The 14,764-nt window shown below is 34.6% G+C and carries 11 protein-coding genes; 3 read left to right on the top strand and 8 right to left on the bottom strand.

Annotated elements, in window-relative coordinates; translation table 11 throughout:
* Positions 1-13 precede the first annotated feature (13 nt).
* The 8 genes from AC07N0_RS08570 to AC07N0_RS08535 form a co-directional block, all read right to left on the bottom strand.
* Positions 14-1,348, bottom strand: a complete 1,335-nt coding sequence (locus AC07N0_RS08570) for an inositol-3-phosphate synthase (protein ID WP_492802230.1) — start codon at positions 1,346-1,348, stop codon at positions 14-16.
* A gap of 500 nt (positions 1,349-1,848) precedes the next feature.
* A complete protein-coding gene (locus AC07N0_RS08565) occupies positions 1,849-4,992 on the bottom strand; it encodes an efflux RND transporter permease subunit (RefSeq protein WP_494588841.1) in 3,144 nt (1,047 codons plus the stop codon).
* Positions 4,993-5,009: 17 nt separating this feature from the next.
* Positions 5,010-6,059 carry an efflux RND transporter periplasmic adaptor subunit gene (locus tag AC07N0_RS08560; protein ID WP_494588840.1) on the bottom strand — a complete coding sequence of 350 codons (1,050 nt, stop codon included), beginning with the start codon at positions 6,057-6,059 and terminating at the stop codon, positions 5,010-5,012.
* A 32-nt stretch (positions 6,060-6,091) separates the two neighbouring features.
* A complete protein-coding gene (locus AC07N0_RS08555; RefSeq protein WP_494588839.1) occupies positions 6,092-7,414 on the bottom strand; it encodes a TolC family protein in 1,323 nt (440 codons plus the stop codon).
* Between the two features lie 89 nt (positions 7,415-7,503).
* On the bottom strand, positions 7,504-8,121 hold the full coding sequence (locus AC07N0_RS08550) for a TetR/AcrR family transcriptional regulator (protein WP_492802223.1): 618 nt from the start codon (positions 8,119-8,121) through the stop codon (positions 7,504-7,506).
* A gap of 220 nt (positions 8,122-8,341) precedes the next feature.
* Complete coding sequence (locus AC07N0_RS08545) at positions 8,342-9,244, bottom strand: carbon-nitrogen hydrolase family protein (protein WP_494588838.1); 903 nt, start codon at positions 9,242-9,244, stop codon at positions 8,342-8,344.
* Positions 9,245-9,255: 11 nt separating this feature from the next.
* Positions 9,256-9,849: a GNAT family N-acetyltransferase gene (locus tag AC07N0_RS08540; protein ID WP_494588837.1), complete on the bottom strand. Its 594-nt coding sequence runs from the start codon at positions 9,847-9,849 to the stop codon at positions 9,256-9,258.
* Positions 9,850-9,860: 11 nt separating this feature from the next.
* A complete protein-coding gene (locus AC07N0_RS08535; RefSeq protein WP_492802218.1) occupies positions 9,861-10,262 on the bottom strand; it encodes a nuclear transport factor 2 family protein in 402 nt (133 codons plus the stop codon).
* A gap of 345 nt (positions 10,263-10,607) precedes the next feature.
* On the opposite strand from AC07N0_RS08535, the gene AC07N0_RS08530 reads away from it, so the two are divergent.
* The 3 genes from AC07N0_RS08530 (at position 10,608) to AC07N0_RS08520 (ending at position 14,746) form a co-directional block, all read left to right on the top strand.
* Positions 10,608-11,672: a phosphatidylinositol-specific phospholipase C1-like protein gene (locus AC07N0_RS08530; protein ID WP_494588836.1), complete on the top strand. Its 1,065-nt coding sequence runs from the start codon at positions 10,608-10,610 to the stop codon at positions 11,670-11,672.
* 443 nt (positions 11,673-12,115) lie between these two features.
* A complete protein-coding gene (locus AC07N0_RS08525) occupies positions 12,116-13,924 on the top strand; it encodes a PAS domain-containing sensor histidine kinase (RefSeq protein ID WP_494588835.1) in 1,809 nt (602 codons plus the stop codon).
* 405 nt (positions 13,925-14,329) lie between these two features.
* A complete protein-coding gene (locus tag AC07N0_RS08520) occupies positions 14,330-14,746 on the top strand; it encodes a response regulator (RefSeq protein ID WP_492802213.1) in 417 nt (138 codons plus the stop codon).
* Positions 14,747-14,764 lie beyond the last annotated feature (18 nt).

The raw sequence follows: 14,764 nt of genomic DNA, 5'->3' as shown, positions 1-14,764 counted from the left end.
ATTGGGTACCTAATTAGAGTTCTACTTCTGCATCAACATCTTGATAATAGTCCATACCAAGATTAGTGATTAGTTCTTCGCCCATTAAATAACGAAGTGTATTTTCTAATTTTTCCAATTGTTTGAAAATATCATGAATTGGTTCTAATTCTGGCAATGTTTGTGGAGCTTTCCAGTAGAATGATAGCCATTCTTGAACGCCTGATAAGTTAGCTCTTTGAGCAAGGTCTAGGAATATTGCTAAATCAAGTACAATTGGCGCTGCTAAGATAGAGTCACGACAAAGGAAATTGATTTTGATTTGCATTTGGTAACCCAACCATCCAAAGATGTCGATATTATCCCAACCTTCTTTGTTGTCACCTAGCGGTGGATAATATTCAATTCTTACTTTATGGTGAATATCCCCATACAATTCTGGATTGATGCTAGCATCTAAAATACCGTCTAATACGTTTCCTTTAGATACCTCTTTGGTTTTGAAGTTTTCAGGCGCATCTAATACCAAACCATCTCTGTTTCCTAAGATGTTTGTAGAGAACCAACCTCTAACACCCAAAGCACGTGCTCTAAGACCTGGCGCTACGATGGTTTTCATCAACGTTTGACCAGTTTTGAAATCTTTACCTGCTATTGGTGTTCCTGTAATTCTTGCTAGTTCTTCTAAAGCAGGGATATCTAAACATAAGTTAGGAGCACCCATCGCAAAAGGAACATTTGATTTCAAGGCTGCATAAGCATACATCATTGAAGGAGCAATGTCTGGGTCATTGCTTAAAAGACCCGCCTCAAAGTTTTCTAAAGATGCGTGTACTTCTTTAGCTTCGTGATAAATTTCAGTAGAACCACACCAAACCATTACTAAACGCTCGCAGTCGTTGGCAATTTTGAAGTTATCAATGTCTTCAAGTAATGCTTCAACCAATTCTTGTTTAGTTGCGCCAGTTTTTACGTTTTCGCCGTCAAGGTTTTTCACATAACGTTTATCAAAAACGGCTTTCATTGGTTTAATCACTTCAAGTTCATCTTTCACTTGCTCGATTAATCCCCTCTCAAGCACTCCAGCATTCACAGCAGCATCATACATACTGTCGGCATACACATCCCATCCACCAAATACTAAATCATTTAAATTAGCTAAAGGCACAAAATCTTTGATTTTTGGATTTCTGTTCTCAGTGCGTTTTCCAAGGCGGATATTAGCAGTTTGAGTAAGAGAGCCTGTTGGTTGAGCGATGCCCTTGCGACTTGCAAGAACGCCTGCAACAAATGTCGTTGCAACGGCACCCATACCTGGCATTAAAATTCCCAATTTACCTGTGGCTGGTTGTACAATGATGTCTTTCATACAATTAAAAGTTAAAAAATGCGACGAAGAAAATTCAAAAAACGTACATATTGGTATACTCGGTTTCTTCGAATTATACATACAGCATTATCTGTATATGATTAAAAAAAAGTATTTAGATTAATTATTACTATATTAAAATAAACTATGGAAACTTTTAAAAGGTTCAAAGTTTTTACCCTTAGATTCAATATTTTTTTATCAAAAAAAATGACCTATTAAAACAAGGAATAGTCCAAAAAATATTTTTAAGAAACTTTTAGAAAACAAGTCTATCCTATTTAAAGTCTTAAAAAAATGACTTATGTTAATAATTTAATGAAAAGAAAATTTTATAGCTTTTAATTTCATTTAAGCATCATTAAAGTGGGTGATAAGAATGTTAATTAAACCTTATTATCAGTTATCAGATGTAAAGACATACCTTATAGTTTACCAAAAAACTATGCCACATGTTATTAGACTTATAAACAACAATAAGGTTTAATTAAAAAAATAAATTAATCAACAAATTGTACAGATGGTACTTCTTTACTAGGCTTCATTCTAAATTTAGTCCAACTCTCTTTTAGCCTGTCTACTAAGTAGTAAACCATTGGTACTAAGTACACTGTAAGCAACATTGAGCTAGTTAAACCACCTATCAATACCCATGCTAACGAGTTTTTCCATTCCGCACCAGCACCACTTGCCGTAGCGATGGGTATCATACCAATTACCATGGCAATGGTAGTCATTAAGATGGGTCTCAAACGTTCTTCTCCTGCATGTAATATCGCTTTGCGGAAGGGTACGCCCTCTGCCTTTTGCTGATTGGCAAAGTCAACAATTAGGATAGCGTTCTTCACGACCAACCCCATCAACATTAACATACCAAGCATCGCAAAAATCCCAATATTAGAACTCGAAAGGGCTAAAGCAAGCAATGCACCAATCACTGCTACTGGTATAGAGAGCAATACTACTAAAGGATAAATAAAACTGTCGTATAACAAAACCATGATGAAATACACTAAAATTAACGCCGCTAACATGGCCAATCCTAGTGAACCAAAGCCTTCGTCTTGGTTTTTAGCATCACCTCCCCACGTAAGGGTTACATTGCTTGGCAACGGATTTTTAACTAAATCTGCTTTGATGGCGGCAATCAATGTTCCTGAGCCAAGCCCTAACGTATTGGCTGTTACGGTGACAGATGAACGTCTGTTTTTTCTTTCTAAAATCGAAGGGCCAGTGCTTAAAGACACATTCGCAAATTCGGCTAAACGAACAGGGCGAGCTGCTATCGGACTGTAAAAGTTAATATTTTTTACGTCTTCTGGATTCTTGCGGTCGAAGGCATCCAACATAATTCTGATATCATAGTCTTCTGAGCCATCTTTAAATTGCGAATCGTCGTTACCAGCAAAAGCATTCTGTAACGTTGCACCTACTGTTTGGATGTTTAGTCCCAGTTTCGCCATTTTCTCACGGTCTACATTTACTTGTACTTCTGGGTTTCCATCATCTACAGAAATGTTTATGTCGTTGGCTCCTGGAGTAGTTCTTAAACGATTACTCAAATCTTTCGCAGCTACTAACAATTGGTCTAGATGTTCGCCTCCTAAAAATATTTCGATAGGTGCTGACCCTGAATTTACCATCCCAATGATTGAAGAATTGAATTCTACCCCCGCAAATTTTTGACCTAATTCCTTGCGTAAATCAATCATAAAGTCTTCAGTAGCTAGATGCTTCTCACGTTCTTCAACTGGTTTTAACTCAACTGTTAATTCACTTCTATTCGTTTCACCCTGACCAGTACTATTCAAGCCTGTACTTGCGCCACCGATGTTCGAAAATATCGTTTTTACAGCAGGATTCTTGTGTAAATATGTTTCTACTTCTCTCACTTTCAGGTTGTTTTGTTGTAATGAAGCACTTTTATCAAGTTTCATCGTCAACAAAAACTTACCCTGATCGCCCTGAGCCACGAACTCTTGACCGATAATACTAAGGGACATCACCCAGCCTGTTGCTACAAAAAGTGACACTAAAATGGCTGTAAAGGCTATTTTGTGTGAAAGCACCCACTCTAAACTACTATGATACCATTTTATCAGGGCTGTTAATCCACTTTCAAACCACAATAAAAACGCTTGGAAAGGATTCTTAGGATTCAAGTGTTCTAGTCTTGCTAAGCGTGAGGTCATCCAAGGAGTAAGGGTAAAACTTACTAATAAACTGACCATCGTAGCAAAGGCAACTGTCAGTGAAAACTGACGAAGTAAATCGGCAATTACTGAGCTTACAAAAGTAATTGGTACGAAAACTACCACAATCACGAGCGTAATAGCCACTGCGGCAAAACCGATTTCGCTCATCCCATCAAGGGTTGCATCCCAACGATTTTTACCCATTTCTAAGTGTCTTTGAATGTTTTCCAAAACCACAATAGAGTCATCGACCAAAATACCAATTACCAATGAAAGTGCCAGCAATGTCATCAAGTTGAGTGAATAGCCCATTAAATACATAAACAAAAAGGCAGAAATCAACGAAGCAGGCACTGAGACCATTACGATAAAAGCATTACGGAAACTATGCAAAAACAAAAGCATTACGACAGCCACCAAAATAACAGCCAAAAATAAATCGTGTGTTACGGCTTCTACAGACGCTAGGGTAAAAATACTGCTGTCGTAAGCGATGGCAAATTTTACTTTATCACTAGCATTTGCTTTTTCAATAGCGGCTAGTTTTTCTTGGACTAATCGGCTAATTTCTACGGCATTGGCATCAGACTGTTTCTTGATAAATAGACCGATTCCATCGGTACCGTTATAACGGCTAATGCTTTCTATTTCACCTAACCCATCTGTAATATTGGCAACATCTGCTACACGAATCGGACTTCCATTAGGTGGGGTAGCAATGACTAAATTTCTGATTTCGTCTAATGAAGTAAATTTACCCGCCAAACGCAATGTCATGTTTTCAGCTTTACTTTTTACTTTACCAGTCGGGAAATCTAAGTTAGCTTGGTCAATCGCTTGCGTTACTTGAAGCAATGATAAGCCATAATAATTCAATTTATCATCATCTACGTTTACACGAATCTCACGTTTCTCTCCTCCTACCATCGTGATTTCAGCAACACCTTGTATTTGCTGAAGAACAGGCAAGTATTTATCTTCTACCTGCTGATAAAAAACTGAATTAGGTAAACTTGAGGTAGCCAACAATTGCATAATTGGTTGGTCGCTCGGTGATATTTTTGAAAGAGATGGTGTTTTGGCATCGTCTGGTAAATCACTAACCATGTTATTCACATCCCTTTGTGCATCTTCCATTGCCTTATCCATATCGGTTCCTGCTTTGAACTGTACGATAACGATAGAGGCACTTTCTAAAGATTTTGAGGTAACGATGTCTATATTATCAAGGCCAGAAATAGCATCTTCAATCTTTTTACTCACTTCCGACTCTACCTCTGTGGGTGCTGCTCCAGGATAAATCGTTGTAATAGTCAGCGTTCCTATCGAAAACTCTGGCAATAATACATAACTCAACTTATTATACGATACTAACCCTCCTAATACTAACACAGCAAATAGCACTATGATAACAGAAGGGCGTTTTATGATGGTTTCTACGAATTTCATTAGCTTAATTGTTAGATTTATTGAGCCACTACAGGCGTACCATTTTGTAGGTTAATCTGACCACTTACAATTACTTGGTCACCTTCTTTTATTCCCTTAGTAATCTCGTAATATTCATTGTTTGTCACGCCGATTGTTACGTCTTTCAATACAGCCTTTCCGTTATCAATAATGTAAACCTGTGCTTTTTTAGTAGAACCCACAATTGCCTGACGGGGTACTGCCAACGTTTGTGCTTTCAATTGGTTTTCGTTCACAATTGAACCATACATACCAGCTTTCAAAGGGTTGTTATTACCATTTTGAACAATGATTTCTACAGGATAATTATGAGCCGCATCGCCTTCAACCCCTACCATATTTACCTTACCCTTGAAGTATACGTTAGGGTATACTTGTGTTTCGATAGAGATTGATTGACCTACTCTAAATTGATTAATTGATTTCTCAGGAATATTTACTACTAATTTTAACGCTGATATATCTGTGATTTTAGCAATAGGCGCACCCATCGATACTACTGAACCCTTCTCAATCATTTTTGAAGTAACAATCCCTGCAAAAGGAGTTGTAATCACGGTATTCTCTAATTGTTTCTTCAATTGTTTAATCTGTGCTTGCGTTCCTCTGATGCTCAATTGAGTTCTTTCTAAGTTCACTGCTGGCACTGCATCACCTTTTACTAATACTTCATAACGTTTTAAATCGTTCTGATAGCCTTCTAGGGTTACTTGCAATGCTTCAATTTGAAAACGAATTTGTTCGTCATCCAATTTAGCAATCAATTGTCCTGCTCTTACGCCTTGACCTTCATTGATAGGCAATTGAACCACTTCTCCACCTGCCAAAGGCTTAATTTCAATTTCACGATTAGGTGTAAAAGATCCTAAAAACTCACTTTCTTGGGATAAATTTCGTAATGCTGCTACTGAAGTAGTTACACCAACCTTTAGGTTTACATCGGGCTGATAAACTTTGTTTGCTACTTTTTCTTTGTTAGAAGATAATTTCCATGCCGTTAAGCCAAGGGTGGCAATAAGGGCTAATATGATAGTAAGACGTTTCATTGTTTGATATGTTGATTTTTTATAAATGAATATTATTGTTTAGGAATAATAGTACCCGAGGCTTTTTTCCAATTCAAATCAGCAGAACGTAGATTAACTAGTGTGGTTAGGTAATTATTCTGAGCTTCTTGTACGGCATTTTCAGCCTGAATTACTTCAGTTAAGGCCGTAGTGCCTTCTTTAAACTGCAATTGTGTTTGTGTATACACCTTTTCTGCTAATGCTACTTGTTCTCTGCTAGCAACAATGTTTCTTTGTTCTACATAAAACTTAGTACGGGCATTGGCAATATCCATCGAGATGCTCTCTTTGGTTTGGTCTGATTGAATTGATATTTTTTGATTCTCAATTTTTTGCTGAACAAGTTTCGATTTTCTGGCAGAGCCATCATAAATATTCCAGTTGAGTTGTAAGCCAACCCAATATCCTGGTACATTTTTCAGCACACTATTATCGCCATCTTTTCCGAAAAAAGTAGAGTTAGCCACACCGTAAGCTGAAAGTGTTGGTAAGAATCCTGCTTTAGTATTCAACGTACTTTGTTCATTCAAAGCTTTTTGGCGTTCTAAAATCAATAGGTCGGTTCGGTTCATGGCATCGCTGGCTATCAATGTTGGTACAGCAGCATTTTGGTCGATGTCAATCTTTACACTTAGGTTTTCTGATTGAGAAGTCCCTGTCAGGTATTTTAAAGCGTTGATTAATTCCTGATATGAACCTTGAAGAGATTCCAATTGTGTTTGAGATTGCGTTCTGCTGATTCTTAGTCTATCTACATCAATGCCTTGTGATAATTTGTTTTGGTAAAGTAAATCCGTTACTTTAATCAATCTATCAAGCGAAGCAACATTGCTTTTCAAAAAAGCCATTTGTTGAGCAATAGTCTGTAGGTTATAATAAGTAGTAGAAACGCTATAGGCTACTTCTTCTTTGGTTTTCAAGGTTTGTAAACTTGCTAAATCAACACTTAGCTTGGCTGCTCTTAAACCTATGTTGATGGAAGGGCTATACAATGCTTGTGAAACCTGTACTGATGTTGATAAGTTATAAGGTAAGCCTAAGGCTAATACTTGATAACTTCCTTCGGCTCCACCAAATGTAGAAGCGGGTACTACTTGACCCGGAATTTTCAAGTAACGTTTATAGTCGCCTGTCAAATTTACCTGTGGTCTTGCTTTCGCTTTTACTTCACTAATCTGAGCATCTGTTTGTTGTTCGTTTAACCTCGATAATTGTACTTGCTGGTTGTTCTTTAAAGCTTGGTCTACTAATTGGTCGAGAGTAAGTTCTTGTGCCTTCGTTACTGATGCAACTAACATCATTATAAAAACGAAAGACCATCTTGAATGTATCATGAGTGGAATAATTTAATCGTTTAGTTTATTCTTTTGATTTATATCTCTGATTTAATCATTTGATTAAAATATAGGTAAAAAAATTAGCTCTATTTTTCAGAGCTAAATAAATATTGGATAATCATTTCCTTGATAATTACTTTGTGCTTTTCAGCAAAAACATCAAATTCTGCATCGTTCATATTCCAAAGTTTACAGGTCATCACCTTACCTTGAAATATAAATTGAACATTAGATTTCATCAATAATAATATATGCTGAATATCTATTTTCCTAATCACCTCGGCTTTGATAGACTCATTCAATTGCTGCGCAAAAATGGAATGACATAATATTTTATCAAAGGATACTGCACTAAAAAAACGATCAGGGTTTCGATGTAATTCGTGAATAATAAAATTTGACAAATCTGGGTTACTCTTATACATCTGAAAATCGTGATCGATAATATCCGAGATTTTTTCTTTCAGAGGAATAGGTTTATTAAATATCTCGATAATTCCATCAAAAAACAATTGAAGCATTTCTTCAAAGACGCTTGAAAACAGTTTTTCCTTACTTCTGAAATAATAGTTCATCAAAGCACTGTTTACCCCTGCTTCTTTGGCTATGTCTCGAGTAGTGGTTCCGTCGAACCCTTTTTCCAGAAAAACTTTAATAGCAGCTTCTTTAATTTTATCTTCAGCTGATTTTGTTAGGCACTTCATAATTCAATTGATTAATAAGACAAAGGTATACAACAAAATAACTAAAAACAAGTCCTTAATCAATAATTTTAATCAATTGATTAATCATAAATAGCTAATAAAAATACATAAAATAGTACAAAAAAAAGCTCACAACCATAGCTTTGAGCTATGAGTTGTGAGCTTTAAGAAGGTGAATGTTTATTTCTTTAAATTCAGTTAGGACGATAGCTGTAAGCTTTCAGATAGAAGCTCTGAGAATGTTAATGTTCATTTCTTCAAACCCAACCTTTAGCTGTTGATGGTCTTTGAAGTTGAATACTTGTCCGTCATTCCTTACTTCCTCAATCGCTGAAAAGTCTAAAATATCTACTAGCCATCCTATTTCTTGTGGTTTTTTCGTAGCAATGATTCCTTCTTCGGGCATTCCCTTATCGGGGGTTGTATAAAATCCTGCAAAACCGTAGTTGATATCCACCGCTGGCGACCAGAGAGCATTACCAACTGTTTGAGAAACGACGGTATAAGCCTGATTTTCCAAGGCCCTAGCCCTAGCACCAATATGTACACGCGTAGCTCCTCGAATAGTTTCTGTACAACTTGGCGCTAAAATTAAAGATGCCCCCGCTGTCGATAGTATTTGCGAGCCTAAAGCAAATTCAACATCATAGCAAATTTGGATACCAAATGTTCCCCATTCGGCTTCAAAAAGTGTTAGATTTTTAGGGTCAGCAGTATCTATTCCCCATTCTTCATTTTCAAAACGAGTCATGAAAAACTTATCCTGAAACCCTACTAATCCTCTTGTTGAAAAAACAAAAGCTCGATTAAAAATCTTATCGTTTTCAAGTACAGGAAAACTAGGTGCCACAATAATTACTTGATACTTATTAGCCAAATCAGCAAAAACCTTACAAAATGCCTCTTTTAGGGTTTGTAATGCTAATACTTGTTGCTGAATATCGTCCTGAATTGTTTTATCGAAAATACTTACTAACTCCATAGAACCATATTCTGGAAAAAGTAGTAATTGTGCATTTTGTTGAACGGCATTCAAAACCCAATTTTCGGTATGTTTATACCAATCTTCAAAAGAGAGATGTTCAGTAATTGGGTATTGGGCCGAGGCAATCCTTACGTTCATTATTGGTTAATTTATAAATCTCTTTTCCAGTAAATCATCGTTTTGGGCGTTGATATACTTTCATTAATATCGGGCCATTCAAAAGTACTTTGTAAAGAAACTTCTTTGCGATAGCCTCGTTTTGTCCAAAAAGCCTCGTTTGATCGATAGTCTTTTGGCTGTAAAGGATGGTTTTCACCACGGTCTACTGCACAAAAGCAAGTAGTTTTATAATTATGAAAACTTCTAGCATACGTTTCTCTCTCATGAAAAAAACGATGCCCAAGTCCTAGCCCTCTATAATCTTTTAAAAGAATACTTTCCCCAAAATAAAAGATGGTATCAATATCAAATCCAGCTTTTTCAAAAGGTAACCGTACTTCGGGGCTTTCGTCAGCTAATGGAATACAGGTGGTAGCTCCCACCATTTTTTTACCGTCATAAACAGCAAACACAAAAGCTCTTTCTGCTTCTGAATATACCTTCAGATACTCTATTTCATAAGCTAGCGTACCTTCATAAAGATAAGGGAAATCATGAAAAACGGTAATTCTTAATTGTGCTAAATCTTCAAAAATGGTGCTAATTTCTTGGCCTTTTTTGGTAATATATGAGATTGTCTGCATTGAATAGCTGCTTATTCTGAAACCAATTTAATCCACAAAGGGAGATTATAATAGGTAGTTACTCTACTTATTTTTCCATCCGTTATTCCTAAAAATGCCGCTGCTGGTAAAATATATGACTGATTGTGTGCTTCTGGCAAACCTTCTTCACCTTTTTTATAAATCCCATTTACCACAAACTCTACAGATACACGTTCGTTATTAGGTTCTTCAAAAAACACCATGTCAGTCAATGTTTCTTCGTAAGACTCATCCATGTGTTTCATAAATTCAGTAAACAATTCGATACCAATTCTTGGCTCACCTTGGTTAGGCTCATGGCGAACGTCTGGGTGTAAAAGAGCCAACATTCCAGCCCAATTTTTTTGATTAAAACACTCGTAATATTGTTTTACGATTTCTAATGAAGTCATTGATTATAATTTTTAAATTAATAGTTATTTAAAAGTATCAACACTGATTAATACTTTATTACTACAAAGTAAGCATGATTTATGTTTCAATATAACCTAAGAGTGTCCTCATTTTGATAAATTTAGTCCTAAAAAAAAAATTGGCATATTATATGATGATACATTTTGTGTAGACTAGCCTATATTCTGATATAGTATAGAGCGATAATTATTAAAATATTACAAAATAAATATCATTCAGTTAATTAGTATAGTTCATAATAGAAGATGAATTTTTATTAAGTAATTTCACCCACTTGCATTTTCCCAAAAGCCCAAAATATTCTCTTTAAAGTATAAATACGTATGAAACTTTTTTTGATTGCAGTAATAGTAGCATTTGGTTTTTCTATTTCGACAAAAAATTTAGACCAGCTAACCATCAATAAAATTCAAGTAATTGGCTCACACAATAGTTATAAAGTAGCCATTGATTCCACCCTCTTCAAATTAATCAATGGGAAGAACAAACCCGATTTATCTGGCTTAGAATACAGCCACCCTCCTATTACAACGCAGCTCGACTTAGGCTTAAGAAATTTAGAAATTGATGTGTATTCAGATACTTTAGGAGGCAAATATGCTGAACCTTACGGAATGAAATTAGTAAAAAATCAGCCCCTTTTTGATACTGAAAAAAAAATGCAATTGCCTGGCTTCAAAGTATTCCACGTGCAAGACATAGACTTCAGAAGTCATCATCCTCTTTTCAAAGATTATCTGATTGAACTAAAAGAATGGTCTAAGAAAAACCCTAAGCATGAGCCTATTTTCATCACGATGAATGCCAAAGACGATGAGATAAGAAAACCAGGATTTATCATACCTGAAAAATTCGTTGCTAAAACTTTTGATGCGCTGGAAGATGATATTAAACATTATTTGGGAGAAGAAAAACTAATCAAACCTGCTGATATTCAAGGCAATTACTCAACTTTAGAAAATGCCGTATTAAAATCAAACTGGCCAAAACTAAAAAATGCGCGTGGCAAATTTATTTTTGTTTTAGACGAAGAAGGGACAAAAAGAAATATGTTTATTGAGCATCATCCTTCCTTAAAAGGCAGAGTAATGTTTGTTAATGCCCTACCCAACACCCCTGAGGCTGCTATATTAATTTTAAATGACCCCAAAAAGAATCAAGCATTAATAAAACAGTATGTAGAAAGCGGCTATATCGTCAGAACACGTGCTGATGCTGAAACTATTCAAGCCCGTAAAAACGATTTTTCACAATTTGAAGCGGCTAAACTTTCGGGGGCTCAGATAATTTCTACAGATTATTATCTAAAAAGTAGCCATTTTATATCCGAATATAGAGTATCTTTCGAAAATGATACCTTTATCAGAAAAAATCCTTTATTTTACTAAAAAATAATAACACGGTAACTTCAAAGTAATCGGTAATTTTTGAATTTACAATTCTTCAACACAACCAGTCTATTTCTACCCTCAAACTTCAAATTCTAATTAGCTAAACCCTATATTTATTCTTAGATTATTATACTTAAAAAAATTATACTAAAATAAGTATAATTCCAGTTGTCATACAGGGCGTTCTATCATTATTTTTATAATTTCGCAACTTAAAAAATAATGTTTAACACCCAATAAACAGTAAAACAAACCGCCATTTCAAAAAATTATAAAACTAATTAATATACTTATTCTAATTTTTTCTATAGATTTTACAATATTTATTTTTTCATTAATATGAATAAATATTTTGTTTTATCTTTATTTAAATTATATAAACCCGTTCAATTGAGTAGTAAGTTATCATCATATTAAAAATTTAAAACCGCCATTAGCAGATGACATCTTCCTCGATTAATTATTTATCGGAAGTAATATTGAATTCATTAGAAGGCAATGTTTATATTTTAGATAGAGAATACCGATTCGTTTATTTTAATAAATCTTTCATAGATTCTTATAAATTCAGTTTTGATGAACTACCACAATTACATGAAATCAGTAAAGTAACTACATCAGAACATCCATTTTTCTTATCAATTGTTGAACACTATAAAAGAACATTTGAAGGAGAATCTTTTGAGCTTGAACCAAATACAATGAAGCAGAAGTTTACACCACTTTCGGATGAAAACGGTATTGTTTCCATGATTTTGGTACAGTTTCTTGTACTTCCCAACACGATTCCTTTCGCTACTGAAAACGTACAATATTCAGAAAGCCAATATCACGAAGTAATTAATCTTATTAGCGACATCGTTTTTAAAACTGATCAGCATTGGCACTGGACATTCTTGAATGATTCTTGGACAAAAATCCTCAACTATAGTATAGAGGAATCTTTAGGACGACCATTTTATGAGTTTATGCACCCAGAAGATGCCGCCCAAAAAGAACAATTGTTTGATGCCTTAATACGTGAAAAAAAGCCTACGAGTAAGCACCTCGCCAGATTCATTACAAAAACTGGAGAAATAAAATGGATTAAGGCTTCAGTTACGTTTATTTCAGACCCTAAAGGATTTGTCATTGGAGCTACAGGAACATTAAGAGATATCACTAGACAAAAAGAAAATGCCCATATTTACGAATTACTCTCCAATAATGTAAAAGACTTAGTTTGTATTCATGATTTAGAAGGTAACTTATTGTACCTGTCGCCTTCTATCAAACAAATTACTGGCTATGAACCTCAAGATTTAATTGGGAAAAAACTATCCGATTATTACCATCCAGACGATTTAGAGCTTATTGACAAAGAACAATTGCCATTTGGCGAAACTACATCATCCTATACGAGTTACCGCTTCAAAAAAGCCAATGGAAATTATGTGTGGCTGGAAACTAATTCAAAAGTATTTTTTGATGATTACGACCTTACTCATCGAATTATTACTTCTTCCAGAGAAATAAATGATAGAAAACGCACCGAAGAGGTTTTGATGGCATCGTTACAAAAAGAAAAAGAATTGAATGATTTGAAGACGCTTTTTGTCAACGTAGCGTCTCATGAGTTTAGAACGCCTCTCTCTACGATTCGTTCAAGTACTGAAATCATCCAATTGATTGATAAAGAACAGAATCCACATATTACAAAACATGTGAACATTATCAGTAGTCAGATTGATAGAATCACCAATTTGATGAACGAAATTTTGATTGTTGGAAAAATAGAATCCAACAATTTGAGTTGCAATAAAGAAGATGTAAATATTCTTGAATTGGTTAAAACAAGCACAGAGGCACAAAATGTTTTGCAAAAAGATGGAAGATTTATAGATTTTAAAGTGACAGGTTCACCTCGTACTGCACAAATAGACCCCCTCCATCTTACTTTAATCTTGGATAATTTATTATCAAATGCCTTCAAGTATTCTCGGAATAATCCCAACCCTATTCTTTCTTTAATCTTTAGCGAAGACTCTTTTCAGATAAGTATTCAAGATTTTGGGATAGGCATCCCGTCTGAGGTAAAAAACAATGTATTTAATTCTTTTTATAGGGCAAATAACGTCGGAAGGATAGAAGGAACAGGTTTAGGATTAGTAATAGCAAAAAATTTAGTCAAGATAAACGGAGGAAAGCTCAGCTTTGATAGCAAAGAAAATGAAGGATCTACATTTATCCTTTATTTCAGTTATTTATAATTGAAATGGGTCTATTACTAGTATATAAAAAAGAATACTTCCTAGTAAAAAGAGGAGTTATTCTTTTTGTTATTAATTAATAAATAAGTAATTTAGCAAAAAGACCATTTCTTAATTTACCATAAAATTAAGTTATGTCATCCTTTTATATAAATATATAAATTATTCAATGATTGATAGACGTACTTTGAATATTAAGTATTATTTATTGAAATTGAAACAATTCCATTATTAAACTTATTAAAATAAACTTGTGAAATATTTAAATTTTCATGAGTCAATAATTATGTAATGTTGAGTTTATATAACTGTAAACTCATGTATATCATTAATAACTCAATCTCTTTGATGTCAGCTATTATTTTGAAGAGAATTTGACCTATATTAATAAAATTTTGTAAAAAAATGAATAAAATTCCTAAGACATTAATTGTAGATGATGAGCATCTTAACAGAATATTGCTAGCTCGTTCATTACAATCCTTTAATATACCTTACAGCGAAACTACTGATGGACAGGAGGCCTTAGAGTGGATTAAAAATTCTACCGAAAAGCAGTTGATTATATTATTAGATTTGAATATGCCAGTAATGGATGGATATGAATTTATGTTTCACCTAGAATCATATCCTGAAGAATTTTTGGATAAACAAATAGAGCTTATTATCGTATCAGCGGCTAGCCAAAGTAGTTTTGAAGAGTTATGTGAATTAGCTGGAATAACGTTGAAAACGGCTGCTTATCTTGAAAAACCAGTTAGTAAAAATAGATTACAAGAAGCACTTCTTCTTGCTACACAAAATTTCAGTGCCCCTCTTTAATGATTATAGATGTTCTTC

The sequence above is a fragment of the Arcicella sp. GW821-FHT09D11 genome (genome assembly GCF_059416265.1).
This window is presented reverse-complemented; position numbering and strand designations above follow the sequence as displayed.